15 protein-coding genes are annotated in these 19,757 nt (G+C 38.7%); 4 read left to right on the top strand and 11 right to left on the bottom strand.

Features of this window, described 5'->3' with window-relative positions; genetic code table 11:
- The first annotated feature begins 12 nt into the window (after positions 1-12).
- The 4 genes from QUE86_RS17345 to QUE86_RS17330 are packed head-to-tail and all read left to right on the top strand — an operon-like array spanning position 13 to position 5,259.
- Positions 13-789, top strand: a complete 777-nt coding sequence (locus QUE86_RS17345) for a family 16 glycosylhydrolase (RefSeq protein WP_130052858.1) — start codon at positions 13-15, stop codon at positions 787-789.
- A 37-nt stretch (positions 790-826) separates the two neighbouring features.
- Positions 827-3,358, top strand: coding sequence for a glycoside hydrolase family 3 protein (locus QUE86_RS17340; protein ID WP_286260751.1), 2,532 nt, complete (start codon positions 827-829; stop codon positions 3,356-3,358).
- Between the two features lie 60 nt (positions 3,359-3,418).
- Positions 3,419-4,474: a sensor histidine kinase gene (locus QUE86_RS17335; protein WP_240701340.1), complete on the top strand. Its 1,056-nt coding sequence runs from the start codon at positions 3,419-3,421 to the stop codon at positions 4,472-4,474.
- Positions 4,471-5,259: a LytR/AlgR family response regulator transcription factor gene (locus QUE86_RS17330; protein WP_286260750.1), complete on the top strand. Its 789-nt coding sequence runs from the start codon at positions 4,471-4,473 to the stop codon at positions 5,257-5,259. Before QUE86_RS17335 ends, QUE86_RS17330 begins: the two co-directional genes overlap by 4 nt.
- Positions 5,260-5,318: 59 nt before the next feature.
- Here the strand turns inward: QUE86_RS17330 and QUE86_RS17325 are convergent, their stop codons facing one another.
- The 11 genes from QUE86_RS17325 to QUE86_RS17275 all read right to left on the bottom strand — a co-directional run bounded on the left by QUE86_RS17325 (position 5,319) and on the right by QUE86_RS17275 (position 19,504).
- On the bottom strand, positions 5,319-5,978 hold the full coding sequence (locus QUE86_RS17325) for a LysE family translocator (protein ID WP_250662309.1): 660 nt from the start codon (positions 5,976-5,978) through the stop codon (positions 5,319-5,321).
- Positions 5,979-6,022: 44 nt separating this feature from the next.
- Positions 6,023-6,796, bottom strand: a complete 774-nt coding sequence (locus tag QUE86_RS17320) for a class I SAM-dependent methyltransferase (protein ID WP_130052854.1) — start codon at positions 6,794-6,796, stop codon at positions 6,023-6,025.
- Positions 6,797-6,900: 104 nt separating this feature from the next.
- Positions 6,901-7,473 carry an NAD(P)H-dependent oxidoreductase gene (locus tag QUE86_RS17315; RefSeq protein WP_130052853.1) on the bottom strand — a complete coding sequence of 191 codons (573 nt, stop codon included), beginning with the start codon at positions 7,471-7,473 and terminating at the stop codon, positions 6,901-6,903.
- A 142-nt stretch (positions 7,474-7,615) separates the two neighbouring features.
- On the bottom strand, positions 7,616-8,308 hold the full coding sequence (locus QUE86_RS17310; RefSeq protein ID WP_286260749.1) for a DUF4336 domain-containing protein: 693 nt from the start codon (positions 8,306-8,308) through the stop codon (positions 7,616-7,618).
- Between the two features lie 132 nt (positions 8,309-8,440).
- A complete protein-coding gene (locus QUE86_RS17305; RefSeq protein WP_286260748.1) occupies positions 8,441-8,782 on the bottom strand; it encodes a MerR family transcriptional regulator in 342 nt (113 codons plus the stop codon).
- 73 nt (positions 8,783-8,855) lie between these two features.
- A complete protein-coding gene (locus QUE86_RS17300) occupies positions 8,856-9,857 on the bottom strand; it encodes a LacI family DNA-binding transcriptional regulator (RefSeq protein ID WP_286260746.1) in 1,002 nt (333 codons plus the stop codon).
- 34 nt (positions 9,858-9,891) lie between these two features.
- Positions 9,892-11,424 (bottom strand): MFS transporter, encoded by a 1,533-nt coding sequence (locus QUE86_RS17295; protein ID WP_286260745.1) that lies wholly within the window; start codon positions 11,422-11,424, stop codon positions 9,892-9,894.
- A gap of 13 nt (positions 11,425-11,437) precedes the next feature.
- Complete coding sequence (locus QUE86_RS17290) at positions 11,438-12,766, bottom strand: GH1 family beta-glucosidase (protein WP_286260744.1); 1,329 nt, start codon at positions 12,764-12,766, stop codon at positions 11,438-11,440.
- 499 nt (positions 12,767-13,265) lie between these two features.
- Entirely contained in the window at positions 13,266-14,753 is a 1,488-nt protein-coding gene (locus tag QUE86_RS17285) for a tryptophan halogenase family protein (protein WP_286260743.1), read from the bottom strand.
- Positions 14,754-14,762: 9 nt separating this feature from the next.
- Positions 14,763-16,289: a tryptophan halogenase family protein gene (locus QUE86_RS17280; protein ID WP_286260742.1), complete on the bottom strand. Its 1,527-nt coding sequence runs from the start codon at positions 16,287-16,289 to the stop codon at positions 14,763-14,765.
- Positions 16,290-16,531: 242 nt separating this feature from the next.
- Entirely contained in the window at positions 16,532-19,504 is a 2,973-nt protein-coding gene (locus QUE86_RS17275) for a TonB-dependent receptor (RefSeq protein ID WP_286260741.1), read from the bottom strand.
- Between the last annotated feature and the right edge of the window lie 253 nt (positions 19,505-19,757).

Below are 19,757 nucleotides of genomic sequence, written 5' to 3'. Positions count from 1 at the left end.
TGAGGCAAAAAAATGAAAAAGTTTTGGCTACGTATATCAATTTTCTGTATCGCATTTTTATCCCCTTGTCTAAGTGCTAACTACTTTAAAGATAACTTTTCTTGGGGTTACGACACCAGTATTTGGACTGCACGACAAGGCAATAATGGCACGCCATTTGGGTGTACTTTTCAACCTAATATGCAAAGCCCCAGTGAACATGGTTTAACGCTGTCATTATCGCAGGGCACATGCTCAGAGTTACAAAGTAATCAGTTTTATAGCTATGGCAAAATACAAGGTCGTTTAAAATCAGGAAATGTTGCGGGTACAGTTTCATCGATATTTACTTACACATCATGGTGGGATAGCCCAGGTCGAGCATGGCAAGAAATTGATATTGAACTGCTGCCTTCTCTTGGCAATGTTGTACACACAAATATTATTTATCAGCCGCAAGGTGGGGTATATCAGAGCTGGGAGCAAGACATCGACCTAAGTCAATATGGGCTCGATTATCGTGAAAACTTGCTGATGATAGGTTTCGATTGGTCCAGTCGTGTTATTCGTTGGTATCTTTATGATGCCAATGGCCAAGAGCAAACTATTCGTATCGTTTATAAAGATAATGGTGATGGTGTGCTCGCAAATAATGAGATACCAGCCTACGCTTGGCCAGTGGATAACACCAAGATTATGATCAATCACTGGCATGGCGATAACTCACAAGAAGCCAATTACTTTCCTGGTCAATACTATGGCACTTCATCATGGGTATATTATGACTTTATTGAATACATACCTAATTAATCATTTAATTTTCAACGTGTTGTTTTATAGGTTTTAAATGTCTAGATTTAAATTTTCACCGCTTGTATTAAGCCCATTAGCCTTGATTGGACTTGTTTATACTCAGTGTCCGCTTGCTGTCGAGGGAGGTCACGTAAAATGGCCTGATGTAAACACTAAACTTAAGCAAGACCCTGCTGTTGAGAAGCAGGTTGACGAGCTCATTCAGACGATGACAATTGAGCAAAAAGTAGCGCAAATGGTTCAACCTGAAATCGGTTATTTAAGTGTCGAGCAAATGCGCAAGTATGGCTTTGGATCGTACTTAAATGGAGGTAACACCGCGCCTTATGGTAATAAACGTGCCTCGATGAAGCAGTGGCTTCAATATGCAGATGAGATGTATCAGGCATCAGTAGATGCTTCATTAGATGGGGCTGCAATCCCGACGATTTGGGGCACAGATGCAATGCATGGACATAGTAATGTTTATGGAGCTACGTTATTTCCTCATAACATTGGTTTAGGTGCAACCAGAGATAAAGATCTAATTAAACGTATCGGTCAAGCTACAGCAAAAGAAGTTTCTGCAACTGGAATAGAATGGAGTTTTGCTCCCACTGTCGCAGTAGTCAGAGATGATCGTTGGGGCAGAACGTATGAGAGTTATTCTGAGAACCCAGATTTAGTTAAAGAGTATGCCGGTGAAATGGTTGTTGGTATTCAAGGTAGCATCAACAATAATTTCTTAAAAGCGACAAATCGTATTGCAACAGCAAAGCACTTTGTTGGTGATGGTGGAACCGAGCGAGGTATAGACCGTGGCAATACTATTATTGATGAAAAAGGGTTAAGAGACATTCATAGTCCAGGCTATTTTTCAGCGATAAATGAAGGGGTTCAGTCAGTTATGGCGTCCTTTAACAGCTGGAATGGCCAACGTGTGCATGGTGATAAATATTTACTAACTGATGTACTTAAGAAGCAAATGGGCTTTGATGGGTTTGTAGTTAGCGACTGGAATGCCCATAAATTTGTTGAAGGCTGTGATTTAGAGCAATGTGCTGCTGCTATTAATGCCGGTGTCGATGTTATCATGGTCCCTGAGCACTTTGAGGCCTTTTATCATAACACGGTTGCGCAAGTGAAAGATGGCACTATCTCTGAAGAAAGAATTAATGATGCTGTTCGACGCTTTTTGAGAGCGAAAATTAGATGGGGAGCTTTCTCAAGAGGTAAACCATCAAGCCGTTCTGAATCACAGCATCCTGAATGGTTAGGCGCTTCTGAGCACCGTGAGCTCGCTAGAGAAGCTGTTCGTAAGTCATTAGTGTTATTAAAAAATAATGACCAAATACTCCCTATTAAAGCAACAAGCAAGATATTAGTTGCTGGCGATGGTGCCGATAGTATTGCAAAGCAAGCGGGTGGGTGGAGTGTTTCATGGCAAGGCACAGACAACACTAATGACGATTTCCCAAATGCAACGTCAATTTATGCCGGTTTAAAGGAGCAAGTTGAAAGTGCTGGTGGTCAAATTGAACTAAACGAAGCGGGAAACTACTCCGTTAAGCCAGATGTAGCGATTGTTGTTATAGGCGAAGAACCTTACGCAGAATGGTTCGGTGATATCGAGTTCCTTGAATATCAATATAAAACAAAAGCTGATCTTGCATTACTGAAAAAATTAAAGGCTGATGGTATTGCAGTTGTCACCGTATTTTTAAGCGGTAGACCGCTTTGGGTAAATAAAGAGCTCAATGCATCTGATGCATTTGTGGCTGCATGGTTACCGGGCTCAGAAGGTGAGGGGGTAGCAGATGTGTTATTGACAGATGCGAAGGGTAACACTCAGTTTGATTTCTCTGGTAAATTAAGCTTTTCATGGCCAAAGTATGATACGCAATACACATTAAACCTAGGTGACAAAACTTATGATCCATTATTTGCTTATGGTTATGGATTAACTTATCAAGACACGGTTAATGTGCCTATATTAAGTGAAGATACAACACCTAAAAAGGTGGCAAATGATGACGCTAAGCCTTTATTTGTAAGAGGACTTTCAGAGAACTTAGTGTGGGAACTGAAAGATTCAAAAACAGCAGCCATTGAAACAACGGGCTCTTCGGCAACCAGTGGTGATGGTACCAGCCTGTTAATGCAGTCTGTTAATTTGTCTTATCAGGAAGATGCAAGACAGTTCATTTGGCGAGCTGGGGCAAAAAAAGCAACCTTGAGCTTAAGCTATCAGCAGCCTGAAGTACTGAGTGATGTGAGTAAATCTGGTTTTCTTGAACTTAAAATGAGAATTAACACTGCGCCAAGTAATCAGGCTCAATTGCAAGTAATGTGTAATGAAGGAAATTGCTTGCGCAACATTACGTTTGAATCAATAGAAGCCTTGATGAATGATAAGAAATGGCATACGTTAGCCATACCGTTAAATTGTACATCTGCGTTAAATAATACGACAAAGGTGGCAGAGGTGTTAAATGTTTCAGCAAAGGCTGCCAGCTTAGCTGTTGCTGATATAGCACTGTCTAGTAAACCAAATGCAGATGCTTATTTACTCACATGCTCTGACTAAATCTTAGTAAGGCTGATGGGCAAGTAATGCCTATCAGCTTTACCTTATGGATTGAATAATTTGAATACTAGTAACCCTCGCGGCCATTTATTTTGGCTGTTTCAGATTTGTGGTTGGGTTGTTTACGCAATGCTAACCGAATTGATGATTAAAGTCCCAAGTGATGAGCCTTGGACTATCCATATCCCGCATTTGATTATTGATACAATTTGTGGGTTTATAATTACCCTCTCCCTTAGAAAAGTATTTACTTGCATCAACTTTATAGAGCTAAAGTTGAAGATTGCACTTCATATTTTCATTGTCATAACTGCGACGTTAATTTGGACACAAATTAAGTGGATAACACTGCAGTGGTTTTATGGAAACTTTTGGCAGCCAATGACATGGTTTGATTTTGGAACATGGACGTCGGCGTCATTAACAGTGCTTTCAACTTGGACCGCGTTTTATTATGGGATTAAGATTTATTTAGATAATTTAGAACAAACGCAAAAAGCAGCAGAAGCCACACACTTAGCTAAAGAATCACAATTAAAAATGCTGCGCTATCAGCTGAATCCCCACTTTATGTTCAATAGTATCAATGCGATTTGTACATTGATTTTGAAGAAAGAAAGTTTAGAAGCTGTAAAAATGCTCGAGAAACTGTGTGATCTATTGCGACATAGCTTATATACAGATCCGCTGGAAAAAGTAACAATTAAAGAAGAAATTGGCATTCTTAGCAATTATTTAGATATAGAAAAGTGCCGTTTCACAAATAAGCTTGTTGTTGATATTTCTGTTGCAGATGGCTGCAACGAGTTACTGATCCCATCTATGTTGATACAACCCCTTGTAGAAAATGCATTAAAACATGGCATGCGTTCAAACCAGCTAATGTGCATTACTATAGCCATAGAAAAAACTAAGAGTTATTTAAATATAAAAGTGTCTGATACTGGCAAGGGATTTGGTGATGAAAGCACAAATAAAAGAGGGATAGGATTAGCAAATTGTGAGCAACGTTTGAAGCTGATGTACGGAAAGTCACACCGTATAGAAAAGGGCAACTTAAGTGAAGGTGGTGCTTGGGTATGTATAACATTACCTATGAGTGGTCATAATAAATGATAAAACTAAACACGATACTGGTTGATGATGAATACAGCGCCGTCGAAGGTTTACGTATTCGACTTGAACAATTTCCTGAAATTAATATTGTTGGTAGTGCATGCAGTGTTGACGATGCTATTGAGCTTATAAATAAAAACGAAATTGATTTAATCTTCTTAGATATCGAAATGCCCACCAAGTCTGGCTTTGAATTGATAAAGTATTTTCAACCCGAAGCATGTCCAGCAGTCATTTTTGTCACTGCTTTTCATCAACATGCAGTACAAGCTTTTGAAGTTAGAGCTATCGATTATTTATTAAAACCAGTCAAACTAGACAGGCTTGCAGAAGCTATAGAAAGAGTTATAAGTAACGTAAAGTTATTCCAAAAAAGTGAGTTGATAGCGCTACAACAAGAAGTGAGTAACAAGGCCGAGCAAAACAAACACTCTGCTAATCAGTCTGATTATAATTTTGATAGTGATCACTTGGTTATCCGGGATGCTAAAAACCCGATTCAAATAATTTCATTCACCGATATTCTTTGGATTGATGCAGCTGGTGATTATATGTGTGTGCATACTGCAACCGAAACCCATGTTATGAGAGCTAGATTAAAAGAACTTGAGAATAATATGCTGCCTGAGGCCTTTTTGCGGATCCATAAGTCTACCATTGTCAATTTAACTTATGTAAGACAGCTTGAGCCATTGCGCAACTCAGAGTACATGGCAACCTTAACTACTGGTAAAACATTAAAAGTAAGTCGAACCTACAGTAAGCAATTAAAAAAGCTGATTTAAATAAATCGGTGCTGTTTACAATACCTCGTTATAAACAGCACCTTACTATGCAGTAGTATTTACGGCTGTTTTGACCAAACTGATTTTAGAATGTTAAACCCAATCGCACCGAGAACGATACCTGTTACTTTATCAATATAAAATGCGGCTCTAATGAATTTTTGTCTGATAGTCGTTTTTGACAACATATAAATAATAGCTACATCCCAAAAAAAGACGACTAATGTCATCCATACTCCTAAAAGTACTTTAAAGCTAATACTGACTTCGGGGGTTAGTGCAACAGTAAACAAGCTTAAATAAAATAATAAATTTTTAGGGTTTAAAATACCTGAGAGAAACCCAGTTACAAACTCTTTGCAAAAGCATGATAATGAAAATTCACTTGCAGTCTTAGTGCTTGTAGAAAAGTTAGCGTAGGCATTTCTAGGTGCTTTTAATGCATGATAGGCAATATACATTAAAAATAAGCCTCCAATTGCTTTAAGCGTAATCATTAAAGTAATGGATGAAGATAATATGGCGCCAACACCAATAAGACATAATGCAATATAGACTGCATTAGCAGTTGCAATACCTAACGCAACGCCAATGGCGTTTTTTTGGTTACCTTTCAGCGCACTTTTAACAACGAGTACAAAATCAGGTCCTGGACTCAGTAATGCCAGAAAGTGTGCAGCTGCCACTGAAATAAAAATACTTATTAAGCTAATATCCATAAATTCCTCAAAGTGTAAATATGAAAAATGAAGAGCGGGCTAAATTAGGCGTTCTTCCTTGCTTTAATTGAAAACACTAAAGGAACTTGATGTCCTTTGTGAAGTAATTGGTAACCTTTATCATGAACATATTCTAAGCCTTCAAAGCAGTCATAAGGGCTATATGGGTATTCGTCGAATGATTCTATCGTCAAACCAGCCTGAATGAGTGAGTTTATAATGTCACTAATTGAGTGACTCCAGGTTACTGTTTTTGACTTTGTACCATCACAATTTTCGGTGTATGTTCCTTCTTCTTCAATGGTAGGTTCAGAGTCATGAAAATAAGAGTAGCCATTTAATAACTCATTAAAAGAGTGAAATTCAACCAGACATAAAGTGCCGCCAGCTTGTAAAGAGTTAGCAATTACCTCAGCCCATCGATTTAAATCTGGTAACCAATTTAGAACACCATAAGAAGTGTATACAATATCAAAAAGTTGCTGGTTGATAGCGTCAAAATCGTAAACATTACTTTCGATAAAAGTGGCTTCTAAATTTAAGTTTTGTTTGAGCTCATTGGCATACTCAATTGCAGTAGGCGACAAATCAACACCCGTTACACACGCGCCAAGCCTTGCCCAAGAGAGCGTGTCTTGACCAAAATGACACTGTAAGTGCAATAGCGATTTATCTTTCACATCTGGGAGTAGGGCAAGCTCGATGGGATTGAGTGAGTTTCTCCCATTTTTAAACATTGGTATATTGTAAAAACTAGACTGGGTATGAAGATCAGTTCTTTTATTCCATGTATCTCTATTTACTTTAATATAATCCATATGCGTCCTATCCAGCTAACTTCTAATTAGGCATTGCTCAATCATTGCAGCAATGCCTAATAGAAATAATAATATATTATATTTTACACAACAAACATAAGCCTTTAGTCACATAGAGAACCTAGCTCAGCAACTGTTGTTTTCCAGTTCGATTTTTGATTATCATCTGAGAGAATGACAGAGCCAAAAAAGTTAACTTTCGGCTTTTCAAAACCACAATATTCGAGAGTGTAGCGGCATAACTGTTCTACTACGGGCTTCGCTAGTTCCTGAGCGAGCTCTTGGGGTGTATCCATGGTTAAGATCACTCTCGCAGTTTTGTCAGTTAGCAGTGGCGTCGGCAATAAGCTGTTTTGTTCGAATTTAAAGGTCACACCGGGTAAAAATACGCGGTCGAAAAGGCCTTTTAGTTTAGCTGGTACACTTCCCCACCAAATTGGCGCAATAAGTACTAGATGATCGGCCCATTTAAGTGCATCAGTAAATGTGTCTAGGCATGGCTCGAAAGGTTGCACTTGGTCATAGCCGAACATCAGGTTAGGGTTAAAGTCCATTTCAGAGAGTTTAAATATGCGGATATTCGCCGCTTTTTTAGCTGTAAACTCATACGCACTCGTTAATGAATCAGCAAAGCTATGGGCTTTAGGGTTTCCGTTTAAAATGAGTATATTTTTCACAATTACTACCTCTATGTATTAGGAAATAATTGCAAGTCTAAAGCCTCCCCTTAACGGGAGAGTCAATCATTTTTTGAAAAACAAATAAATACGGTACATTAAATATATAGAATGTTATATGTAACGAAGCTGGTTTTTTCTTTTAACTCTTAGTAAGCCAGCGGAAGGATTTATGCAAAAAATCCACAGCGTTTTTCTCAATTAGCTCGCCATGGGCCATAACCAAAATTTCAGGCTGCCAGGCTAGCATCTGTTCAAAATGTTTTCTGGTCTTGGCTTTGTTAAACATAAAACTTAGACGCCAATCGATAGGTGTTTTTCCATCAGGGGCGATGATCCCAACGCCCTTGGCTATCCATTTTTGCAAAGGGTTAAAATTATCACCCGAAAAGTTTTCTACCAAATCAGTAACAATGAGTGTTTTAGAGCTTTTATGGAAAAACACACACTCTTCCATAAGAGGGGAGCCTGTAACTAAGACTTGGTTAATTTCATTTTGCCACTGCCACGCTAAATTGTCATTTAGGGACGCATCAAATGAGATATCGCTACGCTTTTTGATGACTTCATCAGTGCCATAGATTTGCGCATCTGGATATTTTGTTATCCATTGGGGTAAAAACAGGTGATGTAAATGATTTGGTGCAATAAGGTATTTGACAGAGCCTAACTGGTCTATTTGGGTTTTTAACGCATCACTTAGATAGATAGGACTATGAACCCACAGATCGCCATTTGCGAGTTTAATGACTGTCATTCGAGTTGTAAAAGGTAAAAAGAAGAACTTTACTGCTTCACCATCAAAAATCCAAATGTCGTTTGCTAACTTTTCCATATTATTCCTTAATTAGAATTTAAGTTATCAAAAAAAGATTAGTTTATTGAAAATGTTAATTTAGATTGTACTGCTTGTTCTAGGTCTACATGAGATACTATAAACCCTCCACTAAAGGGGAGAGTCAACTAATTATTTAGCGTTAATAATCCCAACACATGAATCGATTTTGGCTATTTTCTGTTTTGTTTGCTCAATTTGATCTTGCAAACGGGCTTTTAAGTGTACTAAAAACTCGCTTATCTCAGCCCAGTTTGCTTCCCCGTTTTCATATTTTATAAACCCTTTTAGCTCAGCTAGTGTAACCCCCAACAGTTTTGCTTCTGCGATTAACCTCAATACTTCAATGTGCTCATTGGTGTAAACACGGTATTTTCCTTGGCGTTTTGGGGGGACAATAAGCTCTTTTTCTTCGTAAAACCGAATAGCTTTAACAGATAAATTCGTTTTTCTTGCTACTTCACCGATAAACACCTGTTACTCCATCTATACATCGATATTATTCGTTATATTTAAATAAGCGGTTAGTTTCGCCTTTTTCAAGCTCTCAAGTTAAATGTGTTGTTGAATCGCGTATCAGTAATTCAGGTGTAAAAATATGCTCTATATTCGAGAGACTTTGTTTATATACTTGTTTTAACACCAAGTTGGCGGCCATGATCCCCATTTTCTCTACCGGGTTATCAATGGTAGTCAAAGTTGGGTACAAGTAATTTGTAAAATGAACATTATCGAATCCGACGATAGCTAAGTCTTTTGGTAGATCAAGCTGATGCTCTCGAGCATATTTCATTACACCAGATGCCATTTCATCATTTGCACAAACAACAGCAGTAAATTTTATGTTGTTGTTAAAGAAATACTTTAAGCCGTTATACCCACCGGTTTCTTTAAAGTCACCGACAAATAGAGTTTGCTCATTAAAAGTAATACCGTATTCTTTAAGTGCTTTTTTGTGACCTTCTAGTCGATCAAATGCATCGGGTTTAAATAACGGGCCCGCAATGTATGTTATATCTTTATGGCCTTGAGCAAGTAAGTGCTTAGTTGCTAAATATCCCCCCATCACGTTATCCAGACTAATGCAGTTTTCTTTCATTTTATCTACATAGCGGCTGATTAAATAAATAGGGGTTTTACCTTTGTTTAATTTTACTAGATACTCATCACTAACAGCTTCAACATGAGCAATGATTGCATCGCAATTACGTGAAATTAAAAATTCTAAGCCATTCTTTTCTTTGTCTTCTTCACTGTGTCCCGGCGTAATAATGACATGTTTTCCGGCAGCTCTTAATTGAGCTTCGATAGCAGACATCATCTCACCAAAAAACGCGCCATCTAATTCAGACACTAAAATACCCACACTATTAGTGCAATTTGAAGCGAGAGAGCGAGCTATTGAATTTGGTTTGTAACCAAGCTGCTCCATCGCATCGAGGACTTTTTGTTTGGTTTTTTTGCTGACGTAGTCATTTTCATTTAACACCCGAGATACGGTTGATAAAGAAACGCCAGCGAGCTCTGATACCTGATAAATAGTTGCCATAATTACTGTTTTATATAAATCTTAACTGTTTAATTTACAGACTTGCACGCCTAATTGCCAAGTCTTCTGTTATTTTTTCTGTCATTTCAGATGTTAATGGATAAAAGGCCATCAGTGCCGCGGCTATTAGAGCAAACGCTGCTGGTAGCCAACTCATTAGTAGAATCATGCCATCGAGTGAGTGTGCAATGGTCGTTTCGTCCATTCCGTCATAGCCATAACTTGCAAGTACAACAAGCACTAAGGCTCCGGCAAATCCACCCCCCGTTTTTTGCACGAAAGTTCCTGCTGAATATATGAGGCCAGTGGCACGGCGTTTATTTTTCCACTCAGAATAGTCTGCACTATCCCCAAGCATTGTAAAAAACAGGGTAGGCATCATGGCTGCGAAGAATTCGGATAGACAACCCATAACAAAGATCAGGCTGAGGTTATCATTTGGCAGCCAAAAGAAACAAATGGTAAAGAAGGCACTTAGTAATAATGAAGCGATAAACAAGGTACGTTTACCCAGAATCTCAGCTAACTTACCTGTACTTAACGCGCCGAAGATTGAGACGATTAATAAAGCTATAAAGTATTGGCCAGTTAAAAGCTCATTACCTACGTAATATTTAAAATAATAGGCGATAACACCATATTTAATGCCATTAAACATCATTGTTAAAAAGCCCATACCTAATAAGATCAGCCATGGTTTATTTGTAAGTAAATCAACCATATCTCGTTGAGTGCCACTTAGCTTACTATGATCGCTTGCAAGTAAGCGACGAATTACGACAGTCATAAAAATCATTGTTGCCGCAAAAAACAAACCGGAGTAGAGCTCGCGATAATAGAAAAATAATGTGATCGCCAATAAAGGAAGAATGATAAAAGGTAAGCTTTTACTTAAATCAGTTAGCTCAGTTTTTAGTGAAACTTGCGTTTTTGTTGCAGGTTGAACGCGCTCCTTTGTACTTACAAACGTGATTAACATGAGTACAGTGAGTAAGGCTGCAAATACATACATAGTGTATTGGTAACCTTGTGCGCTATTTCCTTCCCCAAAGTATGCAACTAAATCAGGTAAAAAGCCCATAACTAATAAGCCACCTGCAAATGCTCCGGCAAAGCGAAAGCCAGACAGTTTAGTTCGCTCTAGATCATCACCAGTCATAACCCCCATTAAAGCAGAGTAGGGTACGTTACTTACCGTATAAGCTAGAGTGAGCCCTATATAAGTGAAATAAGCATAAAATAGCTTAGCTGCTGGGCTTATGTTAGGTGTTGTGAAGCACAACACCATAAACAAGGCTAGAAAAGGAGTTGACCACAATATCCAAGGACGAAATTTACCGAAACGTGTTTGCGTTCTATCTGCAATCATCCCCATTATTATATCTGTCACGCCATCTGATAAGCGCACAACTAAAAAAAGTAACGCAGCAGCGGCGGCAGAAATACCAAATGTGTCTGTATAAAAAACGGCTAAATAAGCCAAAGCACCACGCCAAACTAAATTAGCGCCGGCATCGCCCATCGCGTAGCCTATTTTTTCGTAGATGGGAAGAGTGTGTTTTATCATTATTGTTGTCTTATTATCGGCGCGTGATTAACTGACTATATGCTTTACCACTTAGCTTTACTGTTCGTACTTGTGTATCGTAATCAACATGAACAATTCCGAAGCGTTTTGAATAACCTTCTGCCCACTCGAAATTATCCATTAAGCTCCATGCAAAGTAGCCAGCTACATCAACACCTTGTAATATGGCATCATTCACTGCATTTAAATGGGCATTATAATAGTCGATACGATCTTGATCGTTCACCTCTCCATTCTCCATTTTGTCCGCCATAGCAGCTCCATTCTCTGTAATATAAATTGGCGGCAAATCATATTTTTGATGCAAGGAGTCTAATAATTCGGTCAATGCAGATGGGTAAATTTCCCAACCAATATCGGTCATCGGCGCTTGGTGAGGCAGTTCATGGTAATAATCTGTATCACTTGCTTCATAGCGCAGTCTGGTATAAAAATTTACGCCTAAGAAATCTAAAGGTTGGCAAATAATCTCCATGTCGCCATCTAGAATGTCAGGTCTGTGAGCGGGTGGCAACTGCTCTATGATGTCAGGGTAAGCTCCTTGCATTATAGGTTTCATATACCATTGGTTTATGTAGTCATCAGCAAAAGCTGTTGCAGCTAAATCGGCTTCGCTAGACGATACAGGATAACAAGGAGTAAAGTTAAGTACGATACCGTTAAGTGACTCTGGGCTATTTTTATTTAGTACTTTCATAGCTAAGCCATGTGCAAGCAGTAAGTGGTGAGCAGCTTTACGTCCAAATTCTCGGCCTTTGATCCCAGGGGCATGAACACCAATTTCATAGCCTAAATAAGAGCTGCAGAAAGGTTCATTCAACGTTGCATATGAATATACTTTTCCTGATAAGGCCTGACTTACTAGGTCTACATAATGCGCAAATTCGTAAGCAGTTTCGCGATTTAACCAGCCGCCCTTATCCTCTAAATGCTGTGGTAAATCCCAGTGGTATAAAGTGACGAATGCTTTAATATTTCGACGCATTAACTCGTCTAAAATATTAATGTAAAAGTTAATACCTTCTTGATTTAAGGTACCGTCTAACTTTATGACTCTTGGCCAAGAAATTGATAGGCGATAGGCATCTACACCTAAAGAGTCGATTAGCTCAATATCGTCTTTCCATTTTTTTACATGCTCACAGGCGAAATTACCGTTTGAGTTATCAGCTATTTTTCCTGGGGTCGCACAGAAAGTATCCCAAATACAAGGGAGGCGCTTATCAGCTGCTCCTTCGATTTGAAACGAAGCCGTTGCAACGCCATAGATAAAGTTTTTGCTAAGCATTGTTGAGTTTTTTGGTAACGTGAGCTGAGTCATGTAAAGAAACCTTTGATAAACAAATGCAAGTAAATCTTGCAGCTAAATTTAAGTTGTTGTGGTAGCGCTTCCACCTTTATGCGTATTGCATTATCTGAAAGTTATTGTGTTGTTTATGGTAGCGCTTCCATATTTAGGTTAGAGGCTATTGTCCAAACGGTCAACCGTTTATTTTGTTTAGCCTGAAAACAACCTAGGTAAGTCATTTTAATGTTTAATAATTAATGAGTTAGTGTTAGGCTTTTTTTTAGTTATAGTGACAATTTAAGAGCTGAAAGTTGAGTGGTTAGATTATTTTCTCAGTTGAGTCATGGTTTTTACTTTTTAGCATTTTTACGCTAAGTGTTTTTAGTTATCACTAACCCTTGACGCCTAAAATCCTCATTAAGAGAGGCCTAATTCAGTTTGTAATTACTGTAAAGCGAGCGCTTAAAAGCGGCTTTACAGTAAGTTTTATTATGCACATTTCAACAATAATCGTATCGGCTTTACTGTGGGCTCAGTCATCTATTCGACAGTACTTGTTAATAAACTCTTTATGAGTTGGCAATTGCGCTAACCGATGGGCAATTTGTTGTTTAATGCCTTGCATAAAGCGACTTAACTCTTGGTCATTCATTAAAGAAGCAACATAATGATATTGTTTTGGTTTAACACCTTGCCCAAGCATGACTTGAACCCAAGAGTCGACACGGAAAATATCGCCATCATCTAAAAATACTCGGCCAGTTTCTTTAAATAATGCGATTTTATGAGCAAGTGACTCAGGAATTTCCATAGCTTGGCAATGACGCCAAAATTCACTGTCTTGCCTATCCGTAACTTTATAATGCAAAACAATAAAGTCACGAATACTTTCGAGCTCTGACTTCAATTGCTTATTATATTCATCGATAGCTTGTTGTGTTACACCAGTAAAAGGATACAGGCGCATAAACCGAATGATACCGGTCATAATCAAGTGGATACTTGTTGATTCAAGAGGTTCTAAAAAGCCACTGGCAAGACCTAGCGCTAAACAGTTTTTGTTCCACCCTTTACGCCTACGACCAGTTTTAAATTTAATGATTTTTGGTTCGGTTAGGGTGTCTCCAATAAGGCTATCTAATAGTAATTTAGTTGCATCATGGTCATTTAAATAGCGGCTGCAATAAACTAAGCCATTGCCAACTCTGTTTTGCAAAGGAATTTGCCATTGCCATCCTGATTGATGCGCAATAGAACGCGTGAAAGGGAGAGGGTCTGATGTTCCTTTTGTTTGTACCGCAACGGCACTGTCGCAAGGTAATAAATGAGACCAATCTTCAAACCCTGTATGTAAGGCTTGCTCGATAAGTATGCCTTTGAAACCAGTGCAATCAATAAAAAAATCACCCGCTATTTCAGTGTTATTATCCAGCGATAAGCTTTTAATAAAGCCATTATCAGAATGTTTATTTACCCGTTCAATTTTACCTTCTATACGTTTGACACCGAGGTTTTCTGAAAATGCTCTTAAAAATGTAGCATAACGACTGGCATCCATATGAAATGCGTAATTAATTGGGTTTTGAGGGCTAATCCCAAATTTACCTTGCTTAGCTGCCTGTAGTTCATAGCAGTAATCTGCGAAATCATCGGTATTGCCCATTTTTTGCCAATGCAACCAAAAATGGTGGAACTCTCCAGCCCAACATTCTTTACCTGTCATACCGAAAGAGTGAATGTAATCACTGTTTGGCTGATGCCAATTCTCAAAGCTAATTCCCAGTTTGAATGTGGCTTGTGTGGCCCTCATAAATTCTTGTTCATCGATACCTAGCAATTTATGAAAGGTACGAATAGGTGGAATTGTTGCCTCTCCAACACCGACAGTGCCGATATCATCTGATTCAATTAAGCAGATTTTAATATCTTTATTTAGTAATTTAGCTAACGCGGCAGCTGTCATCCAGCCTGCGGTACCACCGCCAGCTATGACTACTTGTTTAATTTGTTGTTGTCTCATTTTGCCACCTTACTCCCTTTGTAATTGTTCTAATAACAGTCGATTAGTGGGTAGTTTTTGTAAGTATTGCGCAATCTTCTTGCGATTGAGTTGGTAGAGTTTTTGTGCCATCTGATATGTATGGTTATCAAGCTTTTTTGCTTGCTTGGTTTTGAAGCCCATGCCATAAAGTACGTATTGATAACTCGCAGAAGAAAAAATTTCTTCATTTTCTATAAAGTCAAATCGGCTGGGAGCTTGATATTGCCATAGTTTTAGCAAGCTCTGTAATTCACTTGGGATACTTTTAGGGTGGTGGTTATCGTACCAATAGTTACTATCATCGCGACTACTCAATACATAATGTAGCTTTAGAAAATTGATGACTTGCTTCCAGCGATACCTAAAACGTTTATTAAAACGTTTTCTCAACAACTGCATGTGTACTTGGTCTACAGGCATTTGTTCACTTAGCATGCTAATACTTAATTCAACCATTGCTAACGCCGAAGCTTCTAGTGGCTCTATAAATCCTTGCGACATTCCTATTGCAACACAGTTTTTATGCCAGAATACTTCTCTGTAACCAGGCGTAAAGCGTAATGTTCTTGTTTCAATATTGTTAGCTTGTTGAATGCCAACAGATTGTGCAGCATAACTTTTTAGTGTTTCAACAGCAGTTTCAACGTCACAATATTTATCACTAAATGTATAGCCAATACCGCGTCTAGTAGGTAATCCTATATCCCAAATCCAGCCAGCGGATTGTGCGGTGGATAAAGTCGCTGATGCAATATCTTGAGAAGGGCTTTCGTAAGGCAAGTGCGCTGCAACAGCAATATTATTAAAAAGAATGTGACTTTGATCTAAAAATGGGATCTGGTAGTGCTTGGCTATTAACAGTCCTTGACTACCAGAGCAATCAATAAACAAATCACCGTTAATCACACCATTATTCTGTGTAGTGACACTTTCAATGTAGCCTTGAGCATTATTATTGGCGTGGAGGACATTATCGAGAATGCGTTTTACATTGAGTGTATTTACACAATGTTTTGTGAGAAATTGTGCGAATTTATGGGCATCTAGGTGATAACCGTAATTTGTAACACCCGCATATTCAGGTGTATTCAGTTGTTTAGGCGCAAGGGTAGCTTGACAAACAAAGCTTTGCACGTTCATTGCATCGGCGTATTTTTGTTCAGAAAACAACTGCTGCCATGCTGCATGAACATCATACTCATTATAGCCTTCAGGAACCATGAAAGGGTGATAATAGTTATCTGCCTGTTCTTTTCCCCGCCAGTTTATGAATTTTGAACCTTGCTTAAAAGAGGCATCACATTGCTGTAAAAAGTCAGTTTCTTTTATGCCAATTCGTTGCAATGTATGTCGCATCGATGGCCACGTCCCTTCACCGACACCGGAAATACCGATATCAGTAGATTCAATTAAGGTGATACTTTTATCTGGGTGTTCTTTGGATAGTAACCCAGCTGTAAGCCAACCGGCAGCTCCACCGCCAATGATCACAATATTATTAATTTTTTTGCTCATATGCTTACTTTAAATGTTAAAGCCGCTTCAATTAGCGGCTTTATACCTATTCGCAATAATTGTTCATCTTTTAGGAAGTAAACTTATCGTAATTAGTCTACAAAAGAGACTCATTTAAACTAATTTAACAGTACTTTTGCCTTCTTACGAAATAGTTTCTAGCCCCAGTTGTTCACTCAAATATGCGAATAGGCATTTGGCTGTATATACAAAACGTAATATACATTTTCTACAGTAATAGGTTAGAAGTTATAACGTACACCTAAATTGTAGCGAGCCCCATTTTTGTCTAAATTCCATAACTGGGCTTTATATCGACCATGTTGACGGTTGTCTTGCTCAGTAATATTAATTCCCTCTAAGAAGAAAGACAGTTGTTCACTGTAGTTATAAGCTACATTAAAATCGATTTGATAATATTCTTCAGTAAATGCGGGCTCATTTACATAACGTGCAGCATTATTTAAGAATTTATCACGCCAGTTATAGGCTATACGAGCTTGAAATTTATCATTCTCATACATTGCAATGAAGTTCGCAGTATCACTCAAACCAACTAATGCAAATTGCGTTGTTGTTGGGTCTGCTGCGACATTGAAGTCAACATCACCATTTACAATCGTATAGTTTGCCTGAAAACCAAAACCTGAATCACCAAAGAAATGCTGTATTGCAAGTTCATAACCATCTATCTTGGCGTCTTTGTTATTGGTAGGGACTTGAGCTGTAAAGTCCATTAACGGGTCATCGCTATTAGGTAAAATATCGTATGCGGCTTCAAACTCTTCATAAGACATTGAATCAAAAGCGACCCCATTTTCCATTGCAGCAACCATTTGGAATAGGTTTGAGTCAGTGATAGCTAGACCTCTTGCCTCAAGTTCAGCTTTTGCTGCTTGTGCGCGAGGACCTGCAGATACATCTCGTAAGCCATAGTAATTTTGAGTCATAGGTGTTAAGCCTATGAAGTTATCAACTTTTTTATTGTAATAACCGACAGAAACATAGCTAACATCGCTGTAATACCACTCGGCTGAAACATCGATATTATCTGATTCAAGCGGCACTAAGCCTGGGTTACCAGTCGACGCAGGTGCATTGGTTGTACCTGGAATTAAACTAGGTCCAGTAGGTACTCCCACTGTCGCAGCAGAGCTTAAATTATCATAAGTAGGTCGTGCGATTGTTGTGCTATATGAGGCTCGAATTTTCACATCTTCAACTACGTTAATATCAAAATCTACGCTAGGTAAGAAGTGGTCATAATCAGAGCTTAGAGAATAATCTTGCTTATCAGTACCATATCGCACATTAAAGTCGTTGTTACCTTCCCAAGCAACCGCATTTGGTAAATCAATATTTGCTGTTGATGTGATATCAGTCGTTTCGTATCGAGCACCAACTAAGAGGTTAAATGGCATATCGCCAATCTCACCTTGATGTTTATATTGTACGAAGGCGGCTTGGATATCTTCTTTTATTGTACGATTTGTTGCAAAGGCGCCGTCAGCGGCAAAATTAAAGCCGTACTGGCTTGCTGCCCAATAACCAATTTCAGATGCACTACCTGTGAATCCTTGATCAAACGAACCTGAGGTATTGTAGCCATCTAGTTCACTTAAGAAGTTTGTAGGATCAAGGTAACCGTCTGGCAACTCTCCAGGGTTTTCAATCCCCCAGTTACCCATCGTATTACGTGTAAGAGATTGTAATGAATGACTTTCCATTGAACGTGATTCAATACCAAAATCAATCACGCCTGATTCGATTTCATATTTACCGAGCAAACGAAATTCATCAACGGTTGATTCTTGGCGTGCGAAGTTAGAGTCAAGAATAGAAGTACCTACATCATCTTGGTCTAATACACCATTACAGTTTAAATTAGCACGGCTGCAATCATCAAAATCAATCACCATTGATGGTAATTTGCGGCTAAAGTCAACTTCTTGAGAGGCAACAACATTTGCACCTAATCCTGCATTTACCCAACTGCCGTAAGGCGCATCAGGTTCACTCGTTGCCTTTGAGCTGTGCGCATCAAATACAAAACTAAGTCGATCATTAACAAAGTATTCAAGGTTTAAACCAATAGAGTCATTTTTATTAAGCTGATTTAGCTCTTGTAAAGCTAAACCGAGATCTCGTGTGGATAAATCTCTGCGCTCTTCTTTATAGTAAATTGGAGTTTTAACTGCATTATCATCAAAAATTAAATGCGTTTTATAGTTATCCATCCAGATAGATTGCTCAGCTCGCGACTCAAAGAGCTCTTGTTGTGAGTATGTATAATCAAGAGTTGCTGTTAATGATTCAACAGGGCTGTATTGCAACGTTAATTGCGCATTTGTACGTGTTCTTTCACGATCCGCAATTGTATATCGAAGGTCTGAGGGCATTGAATAATACTGTCCCATAGCAGGTGCGTTTTCGATAACAATATCATCTGCAGATTGAGGGATCGTGCCGTCGTAAGCTGTTGTTCGCCACTCGTTTACAAAAGCTCCTGCAGCCGAACTATCTCTTTTTTGAACGCTTGCAGTAAGCGAAACCCCAAACTTAGCTTCTTCGTCTGTCCAACTAAAAATGCCTGAAATTTCGGGTGTAATATCATCACCTACACGATTTGTTGTGTCGTGCATCGCCTTAACACCAATATTCGTGATCAAACCTGGATTGTCTAAAGGACGAGCAGTATTGATATTGATTGTGGCACCAATACCGCCTGATGCGATATTTGCTTTTCCTGTTTTATATACTTCAACAGATTTAACACTTTCTGATGCCAGATTAGCAAAATCATAGGCACGAGAGTTTGGTGAGCCCCCGCCAGCAGGAAGTGAGGCGGCAGGCATGGTACGCCCGTTTAGGGTTACCATATTATAATCTGGACCAAAACCACGTACTGTAACTTTAGAGCCCTCACCATTACTGCGGTCTATCGATACACCTGTGATACGTTGTAAAGACTCTGCTAAGTTAGTATCAGGGAATTTACCAATATCTTCTGATGAAATCGCATCAACAACACCCGAAGAATAGCGTTTTAGTTGTGTTGATTCTTTGATACTACCTTTAAACCCTGTTACTTGAATTACTTCAATGTCGTCGTTGTGTTCAGACTGCTCAGCATAAGCTGATAAGCAGGTGCTAGCACCTAAAAGCAAAGATAAGCTGGAAGCTAACTTTGTTCTTTTAAAGTTATGGCTTGGCATCAGGTTTCCCTCGTTCTTTATCGTTGTTATTCATGCTATTAGAGCATGATATTGTTGTCGAAATTGATTATTTTTCAAATCTGGAAGCGCTACCATAAAGAGGTTGAAAACCGCCCTTATGAAAGCGCTTCCAGAAAAGAGTAGTGTGATTTGCAGTTTACGTCAACAGCTATATCAACAAATTGTTAAAAAAGTTGCGTGAAAATCGAACGGATATTGATTGTTATATTTAACGGGTGGTAGGGGATATTGA

Source organism: Pseudoalteromonas apostichopi (assembly GCF_030297135.1).
Lineage (GTDB): Bacteria > Pseudomonadota > Gammaproteobacteria > Enterobacterales > Alteromonadaceae > Pseudoalteromonas > Pseudoalteromonas apostichopi.
Note: the sequence above shows the minus strand (reverse complement) of the source record. Positions and strands in the feature narration are given on the sequence as shown.

What these genes read in the sequence shown, in the direction of transcription:
- QUE86_RS17345 (WP_130052858.1), top strand. Translation starts at nt 13, where the DNA reads ATGAAAAAGTTTTGGCTACGTATATCAATTTTCTGTATCGCATTTTTA.
- QUE86_RS17340 (WP_286260751.1), top strand. Translation starts at nt 827, where the DNA reads ATGTCTAGATTTAAATTTTCACCGCTTGTATTAAGCCCATTAGCCTTG.
- QUE86_RS17330 (WP_286260750.1), top strand. Translation starts at nt 4,471, where the DNA reads ATGATAAAACTAAACACGATACTGGTTGATGATGAATACAGCGCCGTC.
- QUE86_RS17325 (WP_250662309.1), bottom strand. Translation starts at nt 5,978, where the DNA reads ATGGATATTAGCTTAATAAGTATTTTTATTTCAGTGGCAGCTGCACAC.
- QUE86_RS17320 (WP_130052854.1), bottom strand. Translation starts at nt 6,796, where the DNA reads ATGGATTATATTAAAGTAAATAGAGATACATGGAATAAAAGAACTGAT.
- QUE86_RS17310 (WP_286260749.1), bottom strand. Translation starts at nt 8,308, where the DNA reads ATGGAAAAGTTAGCAAACGACATTTGGATTTTTGATGGTGAAGCAGTA.
- QUE86_RS17300 (WP_286260746.1), bottom strand. Translation starts at nt 9,857, where the DNA reads ATGGCAACTATTTATCAGGTATCAGAGCTCGCTGGCGTTTCTTTATCA.
- QUE86_RS17295 (WP_286260745.1), bottom strand. Translation starts at nt 11,424, where the DNA reads ATGATAAAACACACTCTTCCCATCTACGAAAAAATAGGCTACGCGATG.
- QUE86_RS17290 (WP_286260744.1), bottom strand. Translation starts at nt 12,766, where the DNA reads ATGACTCAGCTCACGTTACCAAAAAACTCAACAATGCTTAGCAAAAAC.
- QUE86_RS17285 (WP_286260743.1), bottom strand. Translation starts at nt 14,753, where the DNA reads ATGAGACAACAACAAATTAAACAAGTAGTCATAGCTGGCGGTGGTACC.
- QUE86_RS17280 (WP_286260742.1), bottom strand. Translation starts at nt 16,289, where the DNA reads ATGAGCAAAAAAATTAATAATATTGTGATCATTGGCGGTGGAGCTGCC.
- QUE86_RS17275 (WP_286260741.1), bottom strand. Translation starts at nt 19,504, where the DNA reads ATGCCAAGCCATAACTTTAAAAGAACAAAGTTAGCTTCCAGCTTATCT.